At 58.7% G+C, this 22,104-nt stretch carries 24 protein-coding genes and 2 pseudogenes; 8 read left to right on the forward strand and 18 right to left on the reverse strand.

Annotation, left to right across the window (positions count from 1 at the left end; all coding sequences use genetic code 11):
* Positions 1-51 precede the first annotated feature (51 nt).
* The 10 genes and pseudogenes from PIB16_RS22330 to PIB16_RS22375 form a co-directional block, all read right to left on the reverse strand.
* Positions 52-237, reverse strand: a pseudogene (locus PIB16_RS22330) (IS5/IS1182 family transposase); the annotation flags it as partial.
* Between the two features lie 240 nt (positions 238-477).
* The gene (locus PIB16_RS22335) at positions 478-885 is read right to left on the reverse strand and encodes an ester cyclase (RefSeq protein ID WP_192321253.1); all 408 of its coding nucleotides are present in this window, start codon (positions 883-885) and stop codon (positions 478-480) included.
* A gap of 30 nt (positions 886-915) precedes the next feature.
* Complete coding sequence (locus PIB16_RS22340; RefSeq protein ID WP_192321255.1) at positions 916-1,737, reverse strand: MBL fold metallo-hydrolase; 822 nt, start codon at positions 1,735-1,737, stop codon at positions 916-918.
* A 256-nt stretch (positions 1,738-1,993) separates the two neighbouring features.
* Positions 1,994-2,974 (reverse strand): GlxA family transcriptional regulator, encoded by a 981-nt coding sequence (locus tag PIB16_RS22345; RefSeq protein ID WP_192321261.1) that lies wholly within the window; start codon positions 2,972-2,974, stop codon positions 1,994-1,996.
* A 192-nt stretch (positions 2,975-3,166) separates the two neighbouring features.
* Complete coding sequence (locus tag PIB16_RS22350; RefSeq protein ID WP_192321262.1) at positions 3,167-4,024, reverse strand: type 1 glutamine amidotransferase; 858 nt, start codon at positions 4,022-4,024, stop codon at positions 3,167-3,169.
* Positions 4,025-4,048: 24 nt separating this feature from the next.
* Positions 4,049-4,246 (reverse strand): ferredoxin, encoded by a 198-nt coding sequence (locus tag PIB16_RS22355; RefSeq protein ID WP_192321104.1) that lies wholly within the window; start codon positions 4,244-4,246, stop codon positions 4,049-4,051.
* 14 nt (positions 4,247-4,260) lie between these two features.
* A complete protein-coding gene (locus PIB16_RS22360; protein ID WP_192321106.1) occupies positions 4,261-5,418 on the reverse strand; it encodes a cytochrome P450 in 1,158 nt (385 codons plus the stop codon).
* Positions 5,419-5,481: 63 nt separating this feature from the next.
* Entirely contained in the window at positions 5,482-6,861 is a 1,380-nt protein-coding gene (locus PIB16_RS22365) for a glutamine synthetase family protein (RefSeq protein WP_271046334.1), read from the reverse strand.
* 50 nt (positions 6,862-6,911) lie between these two features.
* Positions 6,912-7,250 carry an indolepyruvate ferredoxin oxidoreductase subunit alpha gene (locus PIB16_RS22370; RefSeq protein ID WP_192321110.1) on the reverse strand — a complete coding sequence of 113 codons (339 nt, stop codon included), beginning with the start codon at positions 7,248-7,250 and terminating at the stop codon, positions 6,912-6,914.
* 3 nt (positions 7,251-7,253) lie between these two features.
* Entirely contained in the window at positions 7,254-8,231 is a 978-nt protein-coding gene (locus PIB16_RS22375) for an NAD(P)/FAD-dependent oxidoreductase (RefSeq protein WP_192321264.1), read from the reverse strand.
* 142 nt (positions 8,232-8,373) lie between these two features.
* Between PIB16_RS22375 and PIB16_RS22380 the strand changes: the two are divergent.
* The 3 genes and pseudogenes from PIB16_RS22380 to traR all read left to right on the forward strand — a co-directional run.
* A pseudogene (locus PIB16_RS22380) lies at positions 8,374-8,673 on the forward strand (transposase); the annotation flags it as partial.
* Positions 8,674-8,915: 242 nt separating this feature from the next.
* On the forward strand, positions 8,916-10,427 hold the full coding sequence (locus PIB16_RS22385; protein WP_271046335.1) for an APC family permease: 1,512 nt from the start codon (positions 8,916-8,918) through the stop codon (positions 10,425-10,427).
* A gap of 185 nt (positions 10,428-10,612) precedes the next feature.
* On the forward strand, positions 10,613-11,317 hold the full coding sequence (gene traR, locus PIB16_RS22390) for an autoinducer-binding transcriptional regulator TraR (RefSeq protein WP_192321114.1): 705 nt from the start codon (positions 10,613-10,615) through the stop codon (positions 11,315-11,317).
* Positions 11,318-11,320: 3 nt separating this feature from the next.
* On the opposite strand, the gene PIB16_RS22395 is transcribed toward traR, so the two are convergent.
* The 5 genes from PIB16_RS22395 to traA all read right to left on the reverse strand — a co-directional run bounded on the left by PIB16_RS22395 (position 11,321) and on the right by traA (position 17,622).
* On the reverse strand, positions 11,321-11,629 hold the full coding sequence (locus PIB16_RS22395; protein ID WP_192321116.1) for a transcriptional repressor TraM: 309 nt from the start codon (positions 11,627-11,629) through the stop codon (positions 11,321-11,323).
* Between the two features lie 314 nt (positions 11,630-11,943).
* Complete coding sequence (locus PIB16_RS22400) at positions 11,944-12,570, reverse strand: TraH family protein (protein WP_192321118.1); 627 nt, start codon at positions 12,568-12,570, stop codon at positions 11,944-11,946.
* Between the two features lie 12 nt (positions 12,571-12,582).
* Positions 12,583-13,752, reverse strand: a complete 1,170-nt coding sequence (locus tag PIB16_RS22405; protein WP_246765512.1) for a conjugal transfer protein TraB — start codon at positions 13,750-13,752, stop codon at positions 12,583-12,585.
* A 40-nt stretch (positions 13,753-13,792) separates the two neighbouring features.
* Complete coding sequence (traF, locus tag PIB16_RS22410) at positions 13,793-14,281, reverse strand: conjugative transfer signal peptidase TraF (RefSeq protein WP_371746616.1); 489 nt, start codon at positions 14,279-14,281, stop codon at positions 13,793-13,795.
* A gap of 38 nt (positions 14,282-14,319) precedes the next feature.
* Complete coding sequence (gene traA / locus PIB16_RS22415; RefSeq protein WP_271046336.1) at positions 14,320-17,622, reverse strand: Ti-type conjugative transfer relaxase TraA; 3,303 nt, start codon at positions 17,620-17,622, stop codon at positions 14,320-14,322.
* Between the two features lie 260 nt (positions 17,623-17,882).
* On the opposite strand from traA, the gene traC reads away from it, so the two are divergent.
* Genes traC through traG form a run of 3 tightly spaced genes read left to right on the forward strand, consistent with a single transcriptional unit; the run spans position 17,883 to position 20,314 of the window.
* Positions 17,883-18,179 (forward strand): conjugal transfer protein TraC, encoded by a 297-nt coding sequence (gene traC, locus PIB16_RS22420; RefSeq protein ID WP_192321122.1) that lies wholly within the window; start codon positions 17,883-17,885, stop codon positions 18,177-18,179.
* Between the two features lie 4 nt (positions 18,180-18,183).
* Positions 18,184-18,399 (forward strand): type IV conjugative transfer system coupling protein TraD, encoded by a 216-nt coding sequence (traD, locus tag PIB16_RS22425; protein ID WP_192321292.1) that lies wholly within the window; start codon positions 18,184-18,186, stop codon positions 18,397-18,399.
* On the forward strand, positions 18,386-20,314 hold the full coding sequence (gene traG / locus PIB16_RS22430) for a Ti-type conjugative transfer system protein TraG (RefSeq protein ID WP_271046337.1): 1,929 nt from the start codon (positions 18,386-18,388) through the stop codon (positions 20,312-20,314). Before traD ends, traG begins: the two co-directional genes overlap by 14 nt.
* 10 nt (positions 20,315-20,324) lie before the next feature.
* Here traG and PIB16_RS22435 read toward each other — a convergent pair whose 3' ends face one another.
* The gene (locus tag PIB16_RS22435) at positions 20,325-20,552 is read right to left on the reverse strand and encodes a hypothetical protein (protein WP_097523135.1); all 228 of its coding nucleotides are present in this window, start codon (positions 20,550-20,552) and stop codon (positions 20,325-20,327) included.
* Between the two features lie 148 nt (positions 20,553-20,700).
* Here PIB16_RS22435 and PIB16_RS22440 point away from each other — a divergent pair, with 148 nt between their 5' ends.
* Both PIB16_RS22440 and PIB16_RS22445 read left to right on the forward strand, forming a co-directional pair.
* Positions 20,701-20,958 carry a WGR domain-containing protein gene (locus PIB16_RS22440; protein ID WP_192321271.1) on the forward strand — a complete coding sequence of 86 codons (258 nt, stop codon included), beginning with the start codon at positions 20,701-20,703 and terminating at the stop codon, positions 20,956-20,958.
* Positions 20,959-21,096: 138 nt separating this feature from the next.
* Positions 21,097-21,375 carry an HU family DNA-binding protein gene (locus PIB16_RS22445; RefSeq protein ID WP_192321124.1) on the forward strand — a complete coding sequence of 93 codons (279 nt, stop codon included), beginning with the start codon at positions 21,097-21,099 and terminating at the stop codon, positions 21,373-21,375.
* A gap of 42 nt (positions 21,376-21,417) precedes the next feature.
* On the opposite strand, the gene PIB16_RS22450 is transcribed toward PIB16_RS22445, so the two are convergent.
* Entirely contained in the window at positions 21,418-21,588 is a 171-nt protein-coding gene (locus tag PIB16_RS22450; RefSeq protein ID WP_192321126.1) for a hypothetical protein, read from the reverse strand.
* A 311-nt stretch (positions 21,589-21,899) separates the two neighbouring features.
* The coding region (locus PIB16_RS22455) for a DUF736 domain-containing protein (RefSeq protein ID WP_271046338.1) at positions 21,900-22,104 on the reverse strand (205 nt) is incomplete at its 5' end.

A 22,104-nucleotide genomic window follows, 5' to 3' on the forward strand; every position in this document is an offset into this window, starting at 1 on the left:
GCAGGAGTGTCTTGAGCTTGGAAAACGCCATCTCGATGGGATTGAGTGTTGGTTTTTGTCGTGACGGGTGGCGATGCCTCGGAAGTGTTTGATCCTGTTGAAGAACCGTTCCACGAGATTGCGTTGCCTGTAGACCCAGTCTGAGAATGAGACGCTTCCCTTGCGGTTGGCTTTCGGCGGGATGTTGGCCCAAGCCCCTCGTTCGGCCGCCTTGGCCCGGATGGCGTTGCTATCGTAACTCCCCCCCATCCGCCAGCAAAAGACGGATGGTCAGACAAAACAGGTGGGGGGTCAAAATTGGGGTCTGACTCAATCTCGATGCGGATTCCGACGTGAAGCCGGCCGGCATTCCGATCAATTATCGGCAAGCGACACTCAGATGTGGGTAATTGCAAGCTTCGCCGAAGGGATACAACCTTTTCATCCACAAAGATTGACGAGGAAGGAGCATTCCATACTCGGAATGCTCCAGCAGGTTCAAGCAGCAAGCTGCCTACGAATATCGGCTACATCGAAATGAGCGCGCTTTTCGAAGATCTTTCCTTCTTTGATGGTTAGCAGGCAGAACACGGAGATCCTGCAGCTCTTGCCATGGGGTTCAGCGCCCATTGTCGGCAAAGTCTGGTCCTTGGCTTCGAAGATCAGGTAGGCGGCAACCCTGTCGCCTTCGGCGACCATGAGTTCCAGCGGAAAGCGGAACGACTTGAAGGCATCGAATGCCGATTTCTCGGAATTAACGAAGCCGGCCACGCCAGGCTTCGGTGTATCGACCTGACTGTAGAAGACGAAGTCCTTGTGGCAAAGAGCATCAAGCTCTTCGAATTTTTCGCGGTTGATCGCATCGTAGAATTGCTGGACCAGCTTCTTGTTTTCATCAAGTGACATGACTTTCTCCTCTTTTGCAATTTAGCCTGATCAGACGGTCAGGCTCTCGCCGTCCTCAGGTACGAGAACACGATGTGACAGCCCGGCTTTCTGGAGGTAGTCGCGAAGTTGGGAGCGCGATGTCATCCCGTGATTGACCGCGTCCATATGGCTGGCAATGATGGTCGCGTTGGGCGCCGCCTCGCAGACACGGGCAACGTCATCGCAGTTCATGATGATGTGACCGAGCCCCGGAATCTGCGCGTCGCCGGCATTGACGATGATCACGTCGGGCCTGTATTCGGCAATATTCGCCTCGACATATTCGTTCCAAATAGTGTCACCGGCAAGGTAGAGAGTCTTCTCATCGGGATGACTGATGACCAGCCCGCAAACTTCCTGCAAGAGATCATAAGCGTTCTGGATCGCAACGTCCGAGCCGTGTTGGCCGGGAACCTTCTTAAGCTTCACGCCCATGAATTCAGGGTTGCCTGTGAGAACGCGGACATCAGTGAAAGTCTTGCCGTCCACCTGTCTGACATGCAGACCATTGTCCAAGACGATAGAGCGGGCGTCACTCACCAGCGCCTTGTCGCCAAAATGTTGCGTGAAGAACGGAATGTCCGGGCGGATCGCTTCGGCCGCCGCATGATCCCAGTGATCCGGATGCGCATGCGTCAGGATGACGGCATCCACATCGACGATCTCAGACATCGGCACAACAAGTGCAGCAGTCGGATTTCGAAGATGATCATTGGCTGTTCCGGCAAAGCCGGGATAAGCGTCCTTTTCAGCGAGCCAAGGGTCGATTAGGAATCTGATACCGCCAAACTCAAGCGAGACCGTAGCATTTCTTATCTGGCGAATTCGCATTTTTGTTCCCCTTTGCGTGTAGCTCCGATTGGGTTGGTCCGTCTGGAGCGCCACCACATGTTATGCCTGCGGGGCCGAGGAAAAAGCTTGCGACAGGCCAATTGTCGTCGTTCTAGGGCCAGATGGCAGCCGCACCACGTACCTTGTGTTCACGGGGATCAAGCGGCGGCGGGGCAGCGACGCCAATGGGTGCACACGCCGGGATGGACAGAGAGCGAACAGCCGCCCTACTTCTACAACCGACCGAGAAAGCCTCTCATTGCAACGAGGCTAGCTCGCTCACATTTGGTGCTTCTGAGTTTCTTCTACGGATTTTTGTTGGAGGACATCCGAAAACAGACTTGAAATACTGACGAAACAGGGCTGTAGATCCAAATCCTGCGATTTCCGCCACTCGATCTATGTTGTGATCGGTCGTTTCAAGTATTTCCCTGCCAATCTTGATCCGTTCTGCTCGCAACCAAGTGCCGAAGGACATGCCCGTGACACGAAAAAAGTTACGCGTAAAACTGCGCCTGCTCATCGACGTACGCTTGGCGAGTTCATCAATACTGTACTCCCGGCGTAAATTCATCCTCACTTCATCGAGAAGGCGGTAAATCCTCGCATCCTTCGTAGCGGGTGGAACCGGCCTCTCTATCAGTTGCACCTGCGTGCCTTCCCTTTGCGGCGGCAAGACCAATCTTCTCGCAACACTGTTTGCAATGGTGGAGCCGTAGAGTTTGCGGACAACGTAGAGGCAGCAATCCATTCCAGCACCCGTCCCTGCAGAAGTGATTATGCCATTGTCATCTATAAAGAGGGCGTTTCGATCCAAAACAGCCTTTGGGAAGCGCGATAAGAAATCTTGCTCGACTTCCCAGTGAGTGGAAGCCCTACTACCGTCCAACAATCCAGCATAGGCGGGAATGTAAGCGCCGAGACAAAGGCCGATTATCCATGCCCCTCGCGCATGCGCTTGGCCAACCGCGTCTAGGAGTGCTTGTTGTGGCCTTTCTGCGGGGTCCCGCCAGAATGGAACTATCACGATATCCGCATGCGCAATTTCAGCCAAACCGTCACTTGTTTCGATCTGCAAGCCGAGCCCGGAACGCAGAGGACCTACCTCACCAGCGCATATCTTTAGGTTAAAGAGCTCGACTCCAGGCAGAAAATTGCCAAAAACTACCAGCGGAACGGCCATCTGATAGGGACCGAAGCCGTCAACAGCAACAATGGCAACGTTGGGCAAGCGCACAAGATCATCCCTATCGTTCTATTTCCGTCTGCGGAAGCTGGATGAGCTACTGCCTAACTGTCCCAGTTCCGTATTGGCAACGTCCCACCGCGGAGAACAACCTAACCATCGCGACAAGAGATCATGGCCCGCAGAAGTACACGAAATTTTTGACTGATCCTCCAAATCACGCGCGCCATCGGCCCTTTGCACTCACCGGTCGTTGTCGGCCCCTATGACGAGCTTTTCAACCCAGTTGATAAGTTCAAGTGGCCTGAATTCAAAGCGAGCTGGATCGATTTTCTCAAAATGACGGCTATGGGCCTCAGCGATCGGTACAGCATGCGCAAAACTTTCCATCGCGGCCGCCGCAGCCTCGATTTCTTCCAGTGAATGGTACCGACCCGCTTGATAAAGCTCGTTGATCGATCCTCGTAGAAAGCCAGCCATTCCAGCGCCGCTGAGCTCAGGATGGTATTGGACCCCCCAGAAAACGGATTTCTCTGAACGTATCTCAGCGGCTTGTATGAAATTTCTATTGCTCGCAGTTATGGTGCTGTTTGGCGGCAGCCGCGAAACTTGATCAGAATGAAATGCAAATGCATCAAAGACTTTAGCACGATCTTTATGCATCGGATGAATGCAACCAGTGTCATCCTGGACCAACGTGATTGCTTCTCCAAAAGGAGCTTCACATCGACAGTTTTCACTGCGACTCGGCTCAACGTCACCGCCCAACGCGACCGTCGCCAACTGAAGACCCCAACATACTCCGAACATTGGCGTCCCTGATCTGAACGCTTCGCGAGCGAATTCAATCTGCCGCAATGTTCCGGGCTCCCGCTTGTAGATATTTGAGTTGGAGCCGGTAATAAGAATGCCGTCATACGCCTCAAGCGGGAGAGAAGCAGCAGCATCTGCATCAGTCGGATACAAGATTTCTGTTTCGATGTTCGACCAGCCCGTGCGAAGCAGCTGATCGAACATCCCACTTGGGGCGCATCCGTTGAATCTTGTGAAAACGGCGCGGTCGGCTGGAATGTTTCCGTCCGCGATCAAAATTCGCTTCATCGTCATACGTCCCAGCCCGCTCGGTTACTCGGTCACGATGATCGAGAGTTCCGGACAGTTCGCACAGGCCTTACGAACCTTGTCCTCCAACTCCGGAGGAACGGTTTCAAAGCCTGGCTTGATTTTGGCATAGCCCTCGTCGTCGATTTCGAAGACCTCCGGTGCAAAATAGATGCACCGGGCATGTCCCTGACAACGACCTTCGTTGATAGATACTTTCATCTCGGTATCCCTTCCTAGAACGTGAGATTGAGCGGGCCGACGCCGTGCCATTTCTGAGAAGGATCGGCAGCTCGGAACTCGGGTACGGCCTTCAGGAATTCCTCGATTCCGACAACGAGCTCGCGACGCCCCAGGTTGGAGCCCAAGCAGCGATGAATGCCGCCGCCGAAGCCGAGATGGCGGTTCTCCTGCCGCTCGATATCGATCTTGTCGGGATTCGGGAAGACTTCTTCGTCCCGATTTCCTGCCCCGAAGACAAGAACGACGCGTTCGCCCTTCTTGATCTCCTGGCCGCGAATCACAGTGTCCTTTAGGCATGTGCGAGCCATGCCCTGCACCGGCGAAAGGCAGCGCAGAAACTCTTCACAGGCAAGTGGGATCAAACTCGGATCATCGCGAAGTTTCTTCTGCGCGTCGGGGTTGTTGGCAAGGAACCACAGCCCCGAGCGAATGGCCCATGCCGTCGTATCGAGCCCTGCAAGGAACAGGAGATAGCAATAGCGGAGCAGTTCGTCGCGGCTCAACGGACGGCCGTCGATCTTGGCCCGGCAAAGGTAATCGATGAGAGTCGCCGAGGATGGGTCGTCTTTCCAGTTGTCCAACAAATTCGCGAAGTAGTCATAGACGGCCTGCTGCGCGGCTTCCGCCTTCGGCGCATTGTGAATGCGCTCATAGAAGATGTCATCGATCCACTGGTCGAATTTCGGCCAATCCGACTCTGGATAGCCTGCAAGGCGGCCGAAGATGATCATCGGGACGGGGCGAGCGTATCCGTAGGAGGCGTCGGCTCCAGATCCCATCTTAAGGAACTCCTGGGCCTGGTTTTGTGCTGTCCTGCGAATTGGTTCCTCGAGCTTCTTGAGTTCCTGCGGCGTGAAGAGCGGGAGCAGGATCTTGCGGTAGGCGGTATGCTCGGGCGGATCGATATCGATAGGCGGCAGCGGCACCTCGGAAACCGGCGGATACATCATGCTCGGCCCAACCGAGAACGTTGAAGGGTCCTGTTCGGCCGCAAAAATGTCGTCACTCTTGGTTACGAACCAGAAACCGCCATGTTGCTCACTCCGACCAACAGGGCACTTCGAACGAAGTTCGGCGTAGGTATCGAAAATGTTGTCGAGAGCTTCGCCATGATAGTCGAAGGCTTTAGCCACGTCGCTTACATTACTCATAGTTTTCTTCTCCTTCCTTGCGCTTGGCAGCCCCGCAAAGGCGGGGCCGTTTCGGCTACTCTGTCAGATGATATCGAGATAGCGGCCCAACTCCCAATCGGTGATGTGGGTGTTAGTCCGACGGAGTTCCCATTTCTTCATTTGCACGTAGTGATTGACAAAATCCTCAGAAAACAACTCTCTAACGACCTTGCTCTGCTGGAACAGGCCCATTGCTTCTTCAAGAGAGCCGGCGAGTGGTCGCGCTTGCGCGGCGGTTGCCTGGTAGGCGTTCCCCTTGAAGGGTTCACCAGCTTTCAAGCCATTCTCGATGCCGTAAAGACCAGAGAGAAGACTCGTCGCAATGACGAGGTACGGATTGGTGTCGGCACCGGGAATGCGATTTTCGACGCGCGCCGCCGGACCCGAAGAAGGAATCGCCCTGAACGAAGTCGTACGATTGTCGACACCCCAAGAAGAATTAGCTGCTGCCCATGATCCTCCGTTGGTCCGCTTGTAGGAGTTCACGTTCGGCAAATAAATCGCCGACATCTCGCGGGAGAGTTCTTTCATGCCGGCGAGGAACGACATTCCGATTTCCGACAGCATCTTCGGATCGTTGCTATTGGCAAAAGCAGGCTTTCCATCAAAGGCCGATAGGCTCATGTGCATGTGGCCGGAAGAGCCGGCCCAAACCGCGTTGGGCTTGGCCATAAAGGTGGCGGTGCAACCGTTCTTCGAAGCAATGTCCTTGATGGCATACTTTGCGAAAATCGCATTGTCGGCGGCCGAAATAGCGTCCGAATACTTCAGATTAATTTCATGTTGGCCCGGGCCGTGTTCGCTGATGGTTGCCTCGACTTCAATGCCAGCAGAACGCAATTGATTGCGAATTTGGCCGAGAATGTCTTCCGAGCCGGCGTGATGAAGCATGCTGTAACAGTAGCCGCTCTTGCGCAAAGGCTTCAGATCGCGCCACTGATTTTCGGCGAGTTCGGCAATGGTGCCATTGAAAAGATAGAACTCGAATTCATAGGCTGCCTTGGGCACAAACCCCATTCCATTGGCTTTGTCCACGGCACTGCGGAGAATGTCGCGCGGCGATAGATTCAGGGGATCACCATCGATCGACCGCATATCACAGAATACTGCAGCCGTGCGCGCCTCCCACGGAATGAGCTTCATCGTAGGCAGGTCGGGAACAAGTTTGATGTCCGGATAACCGGTATCCCAATTGGTGTAAGCTAGACCTTCCACAACTTCGTCGGCGACGTCCCAACCGAACAGGACGTTTGAAATGTTGGTGCCGTTTTTCGCGACGGCATTCAGAAAATATTCAGTGCCGAACTGTTTACCGCGCCATACGCCATCAATATCCACTGCTCCAACGCGGAGAGTGTCCACGTTGTTCGCTTCCACAAATGCTTTTGCATCTGCGATTTCCGCATCTTTATCATTCGCCATTTCATCTTCTCCCAGTGTGCTTGGATTGGAAAGCTTAAACCCTGTATTTTTTATTTTGCTCCTGCCAACACCTCCAAGACTCGTGGATGATCGCTACGGATCATTCCTAATTTTGCAGCGCCTCTTGGGCTCCCGACAGGCGTGTCGCGACCAGGGAGAACCGCAGCGAAGAATTCCCTCGCTTCCCTCAGATCCTGGCTGTCGCTGTCATCATCAGCGTAATAAATCGCCTCGACGGGACAGACGGACTCGCATGCGCCGCAAGTTGTGCATTCGTCAGGCTGTATCCAAAGTCGCCCTTCGGCCTCATAGATACAGTCGACCGGGCAGACATCGACGCAGGCCTGGTCTTTGCTGCCTATGCAATTGTCGTTGATGACGTATGGCATCGCTCATCCTTCGTTGGTGCTATGACCGGGCAACACAGACGTGCCCGGGTTTATTGCTGCAGCCGCATGGTTCACTGCGATGGACGCTTCGCCAAAGCCGACCGCCATGAGCCGCACCTTCCCCGGATATTCACTAACATCACCGATGGCGAAAACACGGGGCAGGCAAGTTTGCATGTCCGGCTGCACCGGTATGCGATAACCATCGACGTTGAGGCCCCAATTGCTCATTGGGCCAAGATCGGACTGAAAGCCGAGGGCAACTACAAACTTGCCGAATTGCAGTTCTTCTGACTTTCCCGCCGCATCAATCGTGAGAAACTCCTGGCCCGCCTCGGACCGATATGCGACGACTTCACCTGGCGCGACGATCCGGATGCCGCTGTCGTACATTTCCTTGACACTAGCTTCGTGCGCCCGAAAGCGATTGCGGCGATGGACGACCGTGACAGACTTTGCTCGAGGGAGAGCAGCAAGCGCCCAGTCGACCGCACTATCGCCGCCACCGGCGACCACAACGTTGTGTCCTTCGAGCACCGCAAGATCAGGTACAAAGTGGATAATGTTCGGGGAGAAAACTTCCTCGAGGATCGGAAGAGAACGAGGTTGGCACTTTCCCAGCCCGGCGGCGATTATCACGGCCTTCGCGCTGAATACCGACCCCTTGTCGGATCGAAGCTCATACGAGCCGTCATCCATTGACTCTAGGTTTGTGATAGTCTCGGAAAGACGGAGCTCATACTCCTGCCGTCTCGATTGCTCGAAGAGGTTCTTCACGAAGTCAGCACCTCGAATGCTGGCAAACCCGGCAACATCGTGGATCTTCTTCTCCGGATACATCGTCGAAATCTGCCCGCCGACTTGCGGCAAACCATCAAACATCACGGTTTTCAGGCCGCGAAACCCAGCATAATAGGCGGCGAAAAGACCAGCTGGGCCGGCACCGATAATTGCCAAGTCATATTGGTTGTCATTTGTCATCAAAATGGCGCCCCGTGTCTAATTCCGTTTTAGTGTTTCCTATTACGACACATGTATCCTGTCAAGAACCACAACGTCACTGCTCACCACTCTTTGAATCAAAAAATAGAGTTGAAATTGGACTAGGTGACCGTCTCATAGGCGCTGGCCGTGGCTGAGACATATCTTCGCCGATGGGGGGGGTTATGCGGGACCGAAGCTGAAGGGCGCACTGCAAGAGATCGCTGCGTTCACCCTCCAGATCGTCAAGCGGACGGACGAGGCCAAAGGCTTTAAGGTTCTGCCGCGTCGCTGAGTCGTGGAGCGCACCTTCGCATGGCTGGGCAGACGCCGACGACTGGCGAAGGATTGGTCAAAGTCCATCGCATCAGCTGAGGCCTGGATCACTATCGCCCACATTCGGGTCCTGACACGGCGCTTGGCAAGGTACGGATATTGTTGAAACCTTTTCGAGTCAGACTCTAAGCGCCGGAGCTAATTCCTTTTTTGCGGATCATGAGGTGGGTTTCAGCCAAGTGACAAAAAGTCTTTTGGAGCCTTTTACGCCTGATAACGGCCTATCGGCAGATTCTTGCATGTCGTTGTGGGCAATCGAATTCTTGACACGCAACATGTTTCCAATTACGAAACATATAGGGATAACAAAAACACCCTATCGTCGGAACTCAAACTGGGGGAATTAAAATGGCTTCACATGCCGGAAATCCGCAGTCGGCTTCGAATAGCCTACTTCGTAGCTCGATATCATTCTTTCACATCGTCTTTATGGTGACAGCAGCGGCTGCTCCATTGGTTGTGGTCTCCGCCTACATTCCAATCTCCCTTGCTGGAGGGGCGGGGATGTCAGTTGCCCTTACCTATGCAGCCACGACGTTTATCCTTCTGATCTTTACAGTTGGCTTCGCCCAAATGGCGAAAAGAATAACTTCGGCAGGAGCCTTCTACACCTTCGCTACACAGGGACTTGGTCGTCCGGTCGGCTTGGCCGTTGGCTTCACCGTCATGGCGGCCTACAGCATGATCTCACCTGCAATCGCAGGCGGCTTCGGGTTCTATACCACAAAACTTTTAAGTGCTTACTTTGGACTGGATATTGCGTGGTATTGGTGTAGCATCGCTTCGCTGGCGTTGATGTTCATGATTTCGTTCTATCGCATTACGTATGGCGCAAGTATTCTTAGCTTTCTCCTTGCGGTTGAAGTGCTCGTAATTCTCATCGTTTGTCTGGCTACCGTTGGTTCAGGTGGTGCGTCTGGCCAAATGCCCGAGGCTTTCAGCCTGTCGCAGTGGAGCACCGCTCCGGCTGTAGGAATTGGCTTCTTCTTAGCTTTTTGGTCGTGGATTGGCTTTGAAACGACAGCGATCTACGGCGAAGAGACAATGGATCCAAAGCGCGCGGTTCCCCGAGCCACGTATATCGCGGTTTTGACACTTGGGTTGTTCTACACGTTTACGGCCTACGCCGGAATTGTTGGTTTCGGCGCCGAGGCCCCCGGGAAAGCCGGGACACTGATTGACCAGTACTATTTCGAGCTGGCCGATATCCATACGATACATACGGTTCGTGTCATCATGGACTTCTTGGTGATCACAAGCTTCTTTGCCTGCTCGTTTGCATTTCATAACAACGCAACGCGATACCTCTTCTCCCTCGGCAGAGATGGCATTCTTCCGAAAAGCCTCGGATCTACGCATTCTGAGCAGAAGTCTCCCTACATCGCAGCCGCCGTCCAGGCGACTATTGCAATCGTGACGGTTGCCTTGTTTGCGCTCGCCGGAGCCGATCCGCTTCTCCATCTCGGCACTTGGCTTCCGATCTTCTGCACGTTGGCCGTAATCGTCGTTCAGTTCATCGTGTCTTTGGCTGTTATTGGCTACTTTAATCGTATTGGAAGGTCCGGCCCTCTCGATTGGTGGAAGACGATCCTCGCCCCGATATTGGGCGCGATTGCTCAAGCGGTTGTTGTCTGGCTTCTGCTCGAAAACATCACTTTCCTTGCTGGAAGTGAGATCATGGTGGTCAAACTGATTCCTCTCTATGTCGCGATCATTGCGTTAGCAGGGTTTGGTTATGCCTTGTGGCTTCGCAACAGCGACCGTAGTCGGTACGACATGATTGGACAGCTTCACGACGAAGAAATGATGGATGCCTTCGTCGATGAAATGTATGTCGCTGATGGACGTAGTCCGAACTGACTTCACAATCAGCTCGCGGTTTAGTGGGGTGAGGCGATGTCGCCTCACCCCGACTTTATTGCCGGAGAGGAATTTGGGCCCAGGCAGATAATCGCAATTGCATCGTGGTTGGAATGCAAATCTGTCAGAGCAATTGTAGAGGAATCATTTGATCTGTTCCATCTGACGATCGCAAGGAATTCCGAATGCAACATTTGCTGGAAAAAATAACCGATCTCGCGGCACTTCCGGGCAACGAGGATGGCCTCAAGACGGGCCTCGCGAATATCACCGAGGATGCCGGCTATGCGGCCTATGCCTACGTCTATATCCGCACCGGATTTACGATGGTCATCTCCAACTACAACGGCGGATGGCAAAGCACCTATTTCCAGAAGAATCATGCTGCCGTCGATCCTGTCATCCGCCGCGCCAAAATGCTGAAGGGCGCGTTTGCCTGGAGCGGCGAACAGGAAAGGCACAGGCTTTCGAAGGCGGAGCAATCCTTTTATTCGGACGCCGCGGAATTTGGGATCCGCTCCGGCATTACTATCCCGATCAAGGCGGCACAGAATACGGTAGCGATGTTTACGCTCGCCTCAGACAAACCCGCGATCAATCTGACACGTGAACTGGACCCGATCGAAGCTGCTGCTGCGGTAGGGCAACTGCATGCCCGCATCGTTTTTACAGATCCCACGCCGACCGTCGACGACGGTCTTTCGCTCGATCCGAAGGCCGCCACATACCTGAGCTGGTTTGCGGTTGGAAAGTCGATGGGAGAGATCGCGACGATCGAGGGCGTCAAATACAACACTGTCCGGGTCAAGCTTCAAGAGGCACGCAAACCCTTCGACATCCACTCGAACACACATATGTCGTCGCTTGCGATCCGCAGGAAACTGATCTGACGATCAGTTGACCATGACTTTCGGTATATAGCCAAGCACGGTGATCAGCGTGTTCACTGTATACATCTGCGCGTGCATCTCCATGCAGGCCTTGATGTAGGTCAGGTGTTGGGGGCCGCCGGACTCCTTCCCCAACTTATAGTCCTCGGGCAGGTCCTGGAAGAGCTTGTCGGCTCCATCGACCAGAACGCGGTGGGTTCGGATGGCATCAACCGCGAGGCTCTCCACGTCGGCCTTGGAAAGGCCCTGCGTCAGCCCGAAGATGGCACGAATTTCGAGTTTCTCGTCAAGCGTTAAAGCGTCCGTTCCCATCCCAATCCCACTCTCTGGCTTGTCCGCGGTGCGCCCCCGCAAACGTTAATCTTCTGATCCCGAGCCGGGGGTTGGAAACTGTACCTGGACAGTCCTGCGACCTTTAGTACCGGAGCACCTGGACATACGTCGCAGGCCCACCGGCCGAAGGCCAGAGGATTCTGGTGTCGCAACGGCCGACACCAACCGCCAGATAGAGGTTTCCACACCCCGGGGCAGCGCGTACTGCCCTGTCCGCCCTTATAGAAGGCCGAAGCCGTTCCCGCTAGTGCAACAGCCGCAGAATCCCGCTGCAGATCTCCACATGCATGACCTCACCGCTTTGCGCCGATGCCCGAAAGATCGATCCGGATCCCCGCCTTGTTCGGATCGGAAGAGACTGCATCGGCAGGAAGTACGGCATTGTCCTCCTCCCGACGATCGCCGGTCTGCACACCGACCTCGTCGCTTTCGGCTGGCTCCGGCTCCGCGTGCTTTTCTTCGCCCGGGTCCGGCGTCCGAAACACCGCCTCCCCCTCGAAATACCCCGTCTGCCAGGCGATGATCGCATCTTCGAACACTTGGCGCGCACCGTCTTCTCCGGTCGGGTTGCCGTACCACTCGAGGACGATGCGATAGACTCTCGCGAAGAGCGCCGTTCCCATGCGGATGTTCGCGCAAGCATCGACCAGGTCCGGTTTCAGCTGGCCCGCCTCGAGGATGCCGAGCCCGGCCGGATATTGGGTGATACCAACGCGGGTGGCATTGCGGCCGATATGCTTGCGGATCAGGTCCATCGCCTCGTCCGCTGTTGCCGGTTTCGGAACGAGTACGACGCGGTTGCCGGAGCGCACGGTGACGGCAAGCGGGTCTTTCGATCCCGCCCGCGCGATGAACTGCTCAATGATCGCGGGCTTCAGACCAGGATCGGCGCATTGCTGGATGAGGGCGACATCGACCATCCGGTTTCTCCTTTATGTGTTGAATGCCATGACGACGGGAATGTCGAAGAGTTTGCCCCATGCGATTACGCTCGCTTTCTGGATCGAGACGATCGACGTGCCCTTGGTCCACCAGCCATTGCCGGTGGCGACAATGACCGCGGGGGCGTGCAGTATGGATTGCAACACCGGCCAGAGGAGGAGCTGCTCATAGCAGATCAGCGGCGCGATCCGCTCGTCCCCGATCTCGACCACCGGATTGCCGAAGACATGGGCGCGGACGCCGCCACCCTGCCCCGTCCATTCCCGCCATGGCTGCCACATGGATCCTGGGACCGGCATGCGCTCGCGATAGAGGACCCCCGCCCCGTCGGCGGAGACGGCGACTATGACATTGTCGTAGCCCTGGTGCTCGATGACGGCGGCGCCGGCAATGACCGTGATATCGTGACCGCGCAAAGCCTCGCGCCACAGACGCTCGACGGTCGGCGTCCAGAAGCCAAAGGCGCTTTCGGGAAGGACGATGACGCGGTCGTCGCGGTGAGCGTTGCGGAGAACTGTGGTAATCAGGACTCGGTGGCGCGCAAATGACGTGTCGCGCCCCAGAGTTTCGCCCAGTTCGAGGTCGACGCCTCGCCAGCCTTCCGGTAGTCTCGGCGCTGTCCAGGTTGCGGCGGACCAGGCCCAGAAGCCTCCCAGCACCAGTGCTGCGGCGAGCCGGCCTCGCGATGTCATCATTGCGAGACCGGCGACGGTCGCGGCAAGCCCCCACCAGCCCCATGCGGGAAAGAGCACGCCGGCCGCCGTCAACGGATGTGCCCAGCCGGTGATGCCGAAGGGCGGCAGCCCCATCAGCGCCAGGGCCAGAAGATAGCGCGCCGCCCTTGCCGCATCCGCCGCTTGTCTCCCGGAAGCAGCTTCATCCCGTGGTTTCGTCCACAACACCGTGTGCACGACAACGAAGGAGGCCGAAGCGATGAGCCAGAGCAGCAGGCCGGGCGAGAGATCGGCGGCATAGAAATTGGCGACGCCCTGCGGCAGGCCGCGCGAAGCGGCAAGGAAATAGCCCGTCGCGACGAGCGCCGCGGTCGCACGCGAGGGCGCCATCGCCCAGAGCGCCGGAAACAGTATGGCGACCGGTAGGAGGAGGACATGGCCGCTCCAGCCAATTGCGCCGCAGGCGACGGACGCGACGACGAGCACAGCGGATCGCCAGCGATCCCATGGACGGTCACCGGGACGATCAGGGATCGAAGGTAAGAACGGGCCGCGCCAGACCGAGAAGGCCGCTTGCCGGAACCGGACCAAAATATCGGGAGTCATAGGATCTCGCAAAGGATGAGTGGAGAAACAGGTATCCAGGTGGCACCACGCCGCCGGGATCGGGTATGAGCAGCCTGCCCTCGCCGTCACTCTCCCGGACGGACGAGGCTTCGACCGGGCGCCCATCGATGATGACGTGATCGGTGATCTCGACGCGCTGACCGGTAAGGGCGGCGACCGTCTTGATCAGCGGCGCGAAATCGCCGGCGCAAAGCCCGCGCCGGAGATAACCGCGCCGTCGCGCTTCGGCGAAGGTTGCGTTTCCCGGCGGGCAGACGAACACGAGATCGCCGGTCCTGACCGGACGTCGCAGCGCCTCGATGCGCCAGAGCCCGAGCGGCTCGCTCGGTGTCAGGTTGATGCGATAACCGCCGACCATGGCGCCCGTGACCATGCCGGCTCCAACCATGATGGACGCACCGACAAACAGGATCGGACCGAACCGTCTCATTGTTTCAGGACCGGCGTCTGGCGCTGGGTGAGGCGCAGGTCCTCCGCCTGTCTGAGCGACTGGACGGTGCGTTCATGGGCGGCGAGTTGCTGGGCCGTGCGCATGACCGGCCAGGCTTCCTTCAACCGTTCCTTCTCCTCGGGCCGCATGCCTTCGGAGAGTTTGTCGAAGAGTTTTCCCGATGGTTCGCGAGCGCTGTTGGTCAAGAGCGTTCGTTCGCCGAAACGTTCGGTGACGGCTTTGTTGAACCCGTCGATCTCGAGCTTGGTCTCGCGGTTGCTCAATGCAAACCCAAGCGCCGCCGGCAGATCGTTGCGGTCGATCGCATCGCGCACCCGATCGAGCACCACGCGCGCCGCCGGCGACAGCGCCGGGATGTCGATCGACACGCGCTGTCTCAGCGCCTGCTCGTCCAGGCGAAGCCGCTGCTGCGCGCTCTCGCACATGCTGAGATACCGTTCGAGATCGCGTTTCAGCGCCGGCACATTGAGTTCGGCGATACGGCGCGCTTCACGCTCCGCCTTGCCGGTGAGAATGCCGGTCTTGCCCCTGAGCGGTCCGATCGACTCCGGCGCGGCCTCAAGCTTCTGCAGGATCTGCCTGGCGCTTTCTCTGTCGGCCAGAACCGCATCGAAGTTCATCGCCCGGAAGGCTGTCCCGGGATGGGCGAAAACATAACGGAAGCGGGCGGAGACCTCGTCCCATTGCCTCTTCAGGGCCGGATCGGCGTCGATCCTCTCGCCGACCCTGTCGGCAACGGAATTCTCGAACCGGGTGATGCCGGCGACCATGGGCTTTTCCTCCTGCCTCTGTTGGGTAGTCGGTGATTGGCGAAGGCCGAGCCGCTCGGCGAAGGCGGCAAGGCGCGCCCCGAGATCGGCCAGTTTCGTCGCCTGCCGCAGCGTCCAGTCGAGCCGGTCACGCGCAAGCGTGCGCGCCACCTCGACGATCTTCAGGCCGCGCATGTCGGCAAAGCGAAGCGCCTCGCGGTAGAGTTGCCCGCGCTCGTAATCGAGCGTCGTCTCCTTGGCGTTTTTCCGCGACAAGACCTTCGTGAGGCCACCGTTGAAGACGAAGGAACGGCGCCCGTAATAGAGCTGCAGGTCCTCACGGTGGCGGGTCATCGCCACATAGGTCAGATGCCGATCGAGCGAGAGCGACGCGAGCACCTTGACCTTGTCGACGGTGGCGCCCTGGGACTTGTGGATCGTCGTCGCATAGCCGTGATCGAGATTGTTGTAGAAGCGCTGTTCGACCGTCACCTGCCGGCGGCCTTCGCCTTCTCCGACGAGGGCGACGATGCGATTTGGGCTCGCCTCGACGACATGAGCGATCATGCCGTTCTTCACGCCGAGCGATCCCTCGTTCTTCAGGAAAACGATCTGGTCGCCGGCATCGAAGCGGCGTGTTCCATCGGCGGTCTTGAACGCGTGGCCCTCGCCGAGGATGCCGCGCTCGACCAGTTTCGCCCGCGCCATGTCGTTCAACAGACGCACGTCGCGGCGCAAATGCGCGAGCATCAGCATCGACTGTTTCGGATCGTAGTCCCGGTTCCAGTCGGCGATCAGATGTTCGACGGCTTCCGCCTTCAGGGGAGATCCGAGCACCCTGCCCTGGCCCTGATAGACGTCGAGCGCTTTGTCGACATTGCCACGGGCGAGATCCAGCGAGGCGGCCCGCATCCAATCCTCGCGCTGGCGATAGATCGTCTCGAGTTCGGCATAACCGATGCGGTCGACAATGGCGCGGAAGGCCGCCCCCGCCTCGATCGGCTGGAGCTGTTCGGGATCGCCGACCAGAACGATCTTGGCCCCTGCCCTGACCACCGCATCGATGAAGCCCGCCATCTGTTTCGACGCCACCATGCCGGCCTCGTCCATGACGAAGACGGTCTTCGCGTCGAGCGTATCGCGTTGCTGTTTCCAGCGCAGTTGCCAGGAGGCGAGCGTGCGGCTTTGAATGCCCGCTTCCTTTTCCAGACCTTCGGCTGCCTTGCCGGCGAGCGCGCCGCCGACGACGCGGTATCCGGCAAGTTCCCAAGCTTCGCGCGCCGCCTTCATCATCGTCGTCTTGCCCGCACCCGCGCGGCCGACGACCGCAGCGATCCGGGCATGACCGGCGATGCGCTCGATCGCCGATTTCTGTTCTTCCGAGAGCCGCTCATGCCGCCGGAACGCCGCATCGAGCACTGTTGATGAAACGGCATGCGTCTCCTTGTCCGACAGCCAGATCGCCTGGCGCGCCATCGTCACTTCCAGCTTGATCATCGCCCGCGTCGTGTAGCGCGCCGGCACCCTGGCCCCCGTGCCAAGTTCGACCGTGTCGCGCTGCAAACGCAGCACCATGGGATCCTGGATGATGCGCGCCATCAGCTGCCGGAAGAGCGCGGGATCGTCGACATAGCGATGAAGCACTTTGGCGATATCGCGTTCGTTGAAGACGCTCTTTTCACGCGTGATCAGGTCGAGCACGATGGCGGGGTTGCGAAGGATACGGCGGGTGTTTTCCGCGCGGCGCTGCTCGTTGAGTTCGATCCGTTCCAACTCCGGCCGAACACCCTGGCTCTCGGCCTTGCGCTCGATCGCCTTGGCGCCGACCCCGATATGGATGGTCGGTTCGAGATCGATCCCCTGCTTCTCGTAGGAGCGGCCATCGACGCGGAGTTCAATGCCGCCGAGCGCCAGATGATGGTTGAGCCGCTCGAACCATCCGTCGCGCAGGACGTTGAAATCGCCCAATGAACCCGCCCAGAGCTCATAGAGGATCTTTCCGGATTTGGTGCGGACCGGCTGGCCGTCGTCGCCGATGACTGCGACCTTCTTCGCCCCGAAGCCGTCCTCTGTCAGCGGCCTCAAGGTCGTCATCAGGTGAATATGCGGATTTCCCGGATTGTCGTGATAGACCCAGTCGGCGACCATGCCTTTCGCCAGCACGTGCTTCTCTACGAAATCCCTCACCAGCGCGACGTTCTGTTCGGCCGAGAGCTCCAGCGGCAATGCGATCGTCAGGTCACGGGCCAGTTGCGCGTCGGAGCGTTTCTCGAAAGCCTCGACCCTGTTCCAGAAGGCTTCCGACGCGCCGGCAACCGAGCGGTCGGCGATCAGCGCCCTCGCCCATTGCGGGGCATCGGCCGGAAGCACGAACGCCTCATGCACCAGCCCTTGCTTCCTCGTGTAATCGATGGTTCGGGCTTCGCGCTCATAGTCCATTTTGGCGCAATGCCGGTAGGCCGCCGACAGCACGACGCTGCGGCCGGAGCCACGGCTGACGATGCTGGCTGAGAAATGGGCGATGGCCACGGCGCGAGAAACTCCGGTTTTGAACCACGTTCGTCCGGAGCGGCAGCCGCGGCGGCCCCGCCAGGGCCGGTAAGCAAGGACGTCGCGTCAGCGACGTATAATTGCGCCCCCTTGGATGCCGCTCCTTCGGAACGGCCGGGATCATGCTCCAAAGGATCGGCTTTGCCGATGTGCAGATCTGCACATTTCCTCAAGTGCGCATTCGGGAGAGAGTGGGCGTCGCTGAAGCAACACCGCAACCATCAGGAGATGCCACCGGAATGAAGAAGCCGTCATCGAAGATCAGGGAAGAAATCGCGAGATTGCAGGACCAGCTGAGAGCCGCCGAGACGCGCGAGGCCGAGCGGATCGGCAGGGTCGCGCTGAAGGCCGGTCTCGGCGATATCGAGATCGAGGAAACCGCATTGCAGGCCGCCTTCGAGGAGATCGCGAAACGCTTTCGCGGAGGCAAGGGCGATGCGAGCGGGAAGAGACATGGCGGTGGCGACAAGCCGGATCACGGCTCGCCCGCGACGTTCGCGTCTGGCGCGGCTGCGGGCGGGTCTGGCGAGGCTTGAGCGGATGGCGAAGGCAATGAAATCAGATGCGCGGAAAAAGGACACGCGCGAAAAAATCGAGCTTGGCGGGCTGATCGTCAAGGCGGGGCTGCGCTTTGAGAAACGCGCGCTGCTGCTCGGCCTGCTGATCGACGCCGGGCGCCGGATCAGGGGCGATGAGGCAGAGCGATCGCGCCTGACTGCCATCGGCGCGGAGGCCTTCGGTCATGACGGCGAATAGATTTTTGCTGCTGGCCCTGCCCGCAACAATCATGCTCGCCGCGATGGTCGCAACGTCGGGCATGGAGCACAAGCTTGCGGGCCTCGGAACCAACACTCAGGCAAGGCTGATGCTTGGACGCAGCGGGATTGCGCTGCCCTATGTCGCGGCGGCCGCGATCGGCGTCATCGCTCTCTTCGCCGCGAACGGATCGGTCAACATCAAGGCGGCGGGCTTCAGCGTGTTCGCCGGCAACGGCGCGGTGATCGCCGTCGCCGTCATCCGTGAGACGATCCGGCTTGCGGGCATCGCGGGCAGTGTGCCCGCCGGACAATCGGTTCTCGCCTACGCCGATCCGGCGACGATGCTGGGGACGGCAGCCGCACTCTTCACAGGCATCTTCGCCCTGCGTGTGGCAATCAGAGGCAATGCCGCCTTTGCTCACGCAGGGCCACGCCGCATCGTCGGCAAACGCGCCGTACACGGCGAGGCCGACTGGATGAGGTTGCCGGAAGCGGCAAAGCTTTTCCCCGACGCCGGCGGCATCGTCATCGGCGAGCGCTACCGCGTCGACCGGGACAGCGTCGCCGCCATGCCGTTTCGCGCCGACGAACCGCAAGGCTGGGGGACCGGCGGAAAGGCGCCGCTTCTCTGCTTCGACGGCTCCTTCGGTTCCTCGCACGGCATCGTCTTTGCCGGCTCCGGCGGCTTCAAGACGACATCGGTGACGATCCCGACCGCGCTCAAATGGGGCAGCGGGCTCGTTGTGCTCGATCCCTCAAGCGAGGTCGCGCCGATGGTCGCCGAGCACCGGCGCAAGGCCGGCCGAAAGGTGATCGTTCTCGATCCCTCCGCGTCCGGCGCCGGCTTCAACGCGATGGACTGGATCGGCCGCCACGGCAACACGAGGGAAGAGGATATCGTCGCCGTCGCCACCTGGATCATGACCGACAATGCGCGCACCGCGTCTGCCCGCGACGACTTCTTTCGGGCCTCAGCCATGCAGCTCCTGACGGCGCTGATCGCCGACGTCTGCCTGTCCGGCCATACCGACGACAAGGACCAGACGCTGAGGCGCGTGCGCGCCAATCTCTCCGAGCCGGAACCGAAACTGCGCGAGCGCCTGACGCGCATCTACGAACAGTCGCAATCCGACTTCGTGAAGGAGAACGTCTCCGTCTTCGTTAACATGACGCCGGAGACATTTTCCGGGGTCTATGCCAATGCGGTCAAGGAAACCCATTGGCTCTCCTATCCGAGCTATGCCGGGCTGGTGTCGGGCGACAGTTTCTCGACCGACGATCTCGCCGACGGCGAAACCGACATCTTCATCGCGCTTGATCTCAAGGTGCTCGAAGCCCATCCGGGACTTGCCCGCGTCGTCATCGGCGCGCTGCTCAACGCCATCTACAATCGCAATGGAAACGTGAAAGGAAGAACGCTCTTCCTGCTCGACGAGGTGGCGCGTCTCGGCTACCTGCGCATCCTCGAAACCGCCCGCGACGCCGGCCGCAAATACGGCATCACGCTGACGATGATTTTCCAGTCGATCGGCCAGATGCGCGAGGCCTATGGCGGCCGCGACGCAACCTCGAAATGGTTCGAAAGCGCCAGCTGGATTTCGTTTTCGGCGATCAATGATCCCGAGACCGCCGACTACATCTCTAAGCGCTGCGGCGACACCACCGTCGAGGTCGACCAGACCAATCGTTCGTCCGGCATGAAGGGGTCGTCGCGGTCGCGCTCGAAGCAGTTGAGCCGACGGCCGTTGATCCTGCCGCACGAGGTCCTGCGTATGCGCGCCGACGAGCAGATCGTCTTCACATCGGGCAATCCGCCGCTTAAGTGCGGCCGCGCCATCTGGTTCAGGCGCGAGGAGATGAAGGCCTGCGTCAATCCGAGTCGGTTCTTCCGCGACAGCAGAGACAAGCAGTAATGCCGCAGCTTCAGGACGCGTCGGCAGGCGCGTCTTCGAGGAGCCCGTCAAAGACTTCGAGAAGCGCATTGGTGATCGCCTGCCCCAGTGCATTGCCAGCCGCCCGTACATCGTCCTCTGTACCGTCACGCGCTGCCCTGGCGAGCTCAAAGCCTTGTTCGCCGACGATCTGCTTGGCAACTTCAATCGCCCAGAGGCCGAAGTCGCCGCGGCTGCCGATTTGTACAGTCTCTTCCACGATCTTCTCCCGAAAATATCTGCCGCGCGACTTAAAGTTTTGTCGAGCCGAAGGCCACGGAAAACACATCAGGAAGATGAATCGATGAGCCCTGAGCGATTCATATAAGTTGTTGGACGCCGCTTTGTCGGGAAGCGACAATCCGGCCATGGAGAAAAAGGCTACAAACCCGGTTCATCTTCATCGTATCGACGCAACACAAAACATGCGCCGCTTCTATGCGCTCTCGATCCAGCCGACGCTCTTTGGCGGCGCCTCGGTCATCAGGAACTGGGGCCGGATCGGAGCGAACGGCCAGATGATGATGGAGACATTCGACAGCCAGAAGGACGCCGACCAAGCGTTCTCACGCCTCGAGCGGACGAAAAGAAAGCGCGGCTATCGCGACGTCGCTCTCGCCGATTGAGGGTGTCATACCCGGTAACCCGATGTTTCCTGTGGTTTTTGAGGCGTTTGCGGCAGCGCCTCGAGCTTCACCCCTATCCTCGGACCATCTTCTTCGTCATACCGGATGGATAAACCAGAACGAGGGAACCATCCAATCATGACGACCACCAACGAAATCGCCGACAAGATCGCATCCGAGCAGAACCTGACCAAGGCGCAGGCCAAGGCGATCGTCGAAAGCGTGTTCAAGCAGATCACCGATGCGGCATTGGTAGGCTCGGAGACGTCCATACCTTCGTTCGGAAAGTTCAAACTCAAGGCAACGCCGGAGCGCGAAGGCCGCAACCCGGCAACAGGCGCCACGATCAAGATTGCCGCGTCGAAGAAGCTGACGTTTGCGCCGGGCAAGGCGGTCAAGGACGCGCTGAACGGCTGAGGCGAATTCGCTGCCGTTTCCGGCAGCATGAAGGAAGCCTCCTCAGAAGGGAGGCTCCGTGCCCAAGCGGCCGTCCTGTTCGGCCTCGATGACCGCAAGCTCGGCCAACACGATTTCCAGCTCCGCCACAATCTGGCGGCGTTCGTTCGCGTCGCAGGCGTTCCTGAGTTCGGCTTTAAGCTCTTCGCGTTGCATTTCGAGTTCCATCGTCATCGTTCGTCTCCTTGACGTTTCGTGAAAGACGGCGTCCGCGGTCGGGGAGACGGGACAGGGTCAAGCATCGCCAGAGGCGACCGGCGGAGCCGGCGAGTGGGGGAGCCGAAATGCGCCAGCATTTTGGGGGTACCGCTCGTGCTTCGACGCTTTCCCGGCTCTCCGGCACGATTGGTCATTCTGAGCAGACTTCTCCTCCCCGTATGGCACCTAAAAAGCCGGAGGCGGGCTCGATGCCCGCGGCCGGCTTCGCCATGCGGCACAAGGAAAAGAGCCCCGCCATGTCTGGCGGAGCTCCTCGGGATTGGGTCTCAGGCCTCGCGCTTGGGGCGGTTCCAGATGAGGGCGTATTCGCCGTCCGTCTCGCCCGGCCAAAGGGCTGCGGTGATCGGGGCATTGAAGCTCGGATCGTCCAGCTTGACCGAGATGTATTCCTCGCCGTCGTTGGAGACCGCCTTCCAGCCGGCGCCGACCTCGACGCCGTTGCCGGCGGTGATGCGGAAGTCCGGGGCGTCG

Source organism: Agrobacterium sp. ST15.13.015 (assembly GCF_027871645.1).
In the GTDB taxonomy this organism is placed as follows: Bacteria; Pseudomonadota; Alphaproteobacteria; order Rhizobiales; family Rhizobiaceae; genus Agrobacterium; species Agrobacterium leguminum.

Bases quoted from the DNA above. Each gene is read 5' to 3' on its own strand.
- PIB16_RS22400 (WP_192321118.1), bottom strand. From the start codon at position 12,570: ATGGTCGATGTCGCCCTCATCCAGCAATGCGCCGATCCTGGTCTGAAG.
- PIB16_RS22450 (WP_192321126.1), bottom strand. From the start codon at position 21,588: ATGACGATGGAACTCGAAATGCAACGCGAAGAGCTTAAAGCCGAACTC.
- traR (WP_192321114.1), top strand. From the start codon at position 10,613: ATGCAACATTTGCTGGAAAAAATAACCGATCTCGCGGCACTTCCGGGC.
- PIB16_RS22375 (WP_192321264.1), bottom strand. From the start codon at position 8,231: ATGACAAATGACAACCAATATGACTTGGCAATTATCGGTGCCGGCCCA.
- PIB16_RS22370 (WP_192321110.1), bottom strand. From the start codon at position 7,250: ATGCCATACGTCATCAACGACAATTGCATAGGCAGCAAAGACCAGGCC.
- traD (WP_192321292.1), top strand. From the start codon at position 18,184: ATGGCGAAGGCAATGAAATCAGATGCGCGGAAAAAGGACACGCGCGAA.
- PIB16_RS22360 (WP_192321106.1), bottom strand. From the start codon at position 5,418: ATGAGTAATGTAAGCGACGTGGCTAAAGCCTTCGACTATCATGGCGAA.
- PIB16_RS22445 (WP_192321124.1), top strand. From the start codon at position 21,097: ATGACGACCACCAACGAAATCGCCGACAAGATCGCATCCGAGCAGAAC.
- PIB16_RS22365 (WP_271046334.1), bottom strand. From the start codon at position 6,861: ATGGCGAATGATAAAGATGCGGAAATCGCAGATGCAAAAGCATTTGTG.
- PIB16_RS22440 (WP_192321271.1), top strand. From the start codon at position 20,701: ATGGAGAAAAAGGCTACAAACCCGGTTCATCTTCATCGTATCGACGCA.
- PIB16_RS22350 (WP_192321262.1), bottom strand. From the start codon at position 4,024: ATGAAGCGAATTTTGATCGCGGACGGAAACATTCCAGCCGACCGCGCC.
- PIB16_RS22385 (WP_271046335.1), top strand. From the start codon at position 8,916: ATGGCTTCACATGCCGGAAATCCGCAGTCGGCTTCGAATAGCCTACTT.
- PIB16_RS22340 (WP_192321255.1), bottom strand. From the start codon at position 1,737: ATGCGAATTCGCCAGATAAGAAATGCTACGGTCTCGCTTGAGTTTGGC.
- PIB16_RS22395 (WP_192321116.1), bottom strand. From the start codon at position 11,629: ATGGGAACGGACGCTTTAACGCTTGACGAGAAACTCGAAATTCGTGCC.
- traC (WP_192321122.1), top strand. From the start codon at position 17,883: ATGAAGAAGCCGTCATCGAAGATCAGGGAAGAAATCGCGAGATTGCAG.
- traF (WP_371746616.1), bottom strand. From the start codon at position 14,281: ATGGTTGGAGCCGGCATGGTCACGGGCGCCATGGTCGGCGGTTATCGC.
- PIB16_RS22355 (WP_192321104.1), bottom strand. From the start codon at position 4,246: ATGAAAGTATCTATCAACGAAGGTCGTTGTCAGGGACATGCCCGGTGC.
- PIB16_RS22335 (WP_192321253.1), bottom strand. From the start codon at position 885: ATGTCACTTGATGAAAACAAGAAGCTGGTCCAGCAATTCTACGATGCG.
- traG (WP_271046337.1), top strand. From the start codon at position 18,386: ATGACGGCGAATAGATTTTTGCTGCTGGCCCTGCCCGCAACAATCATG.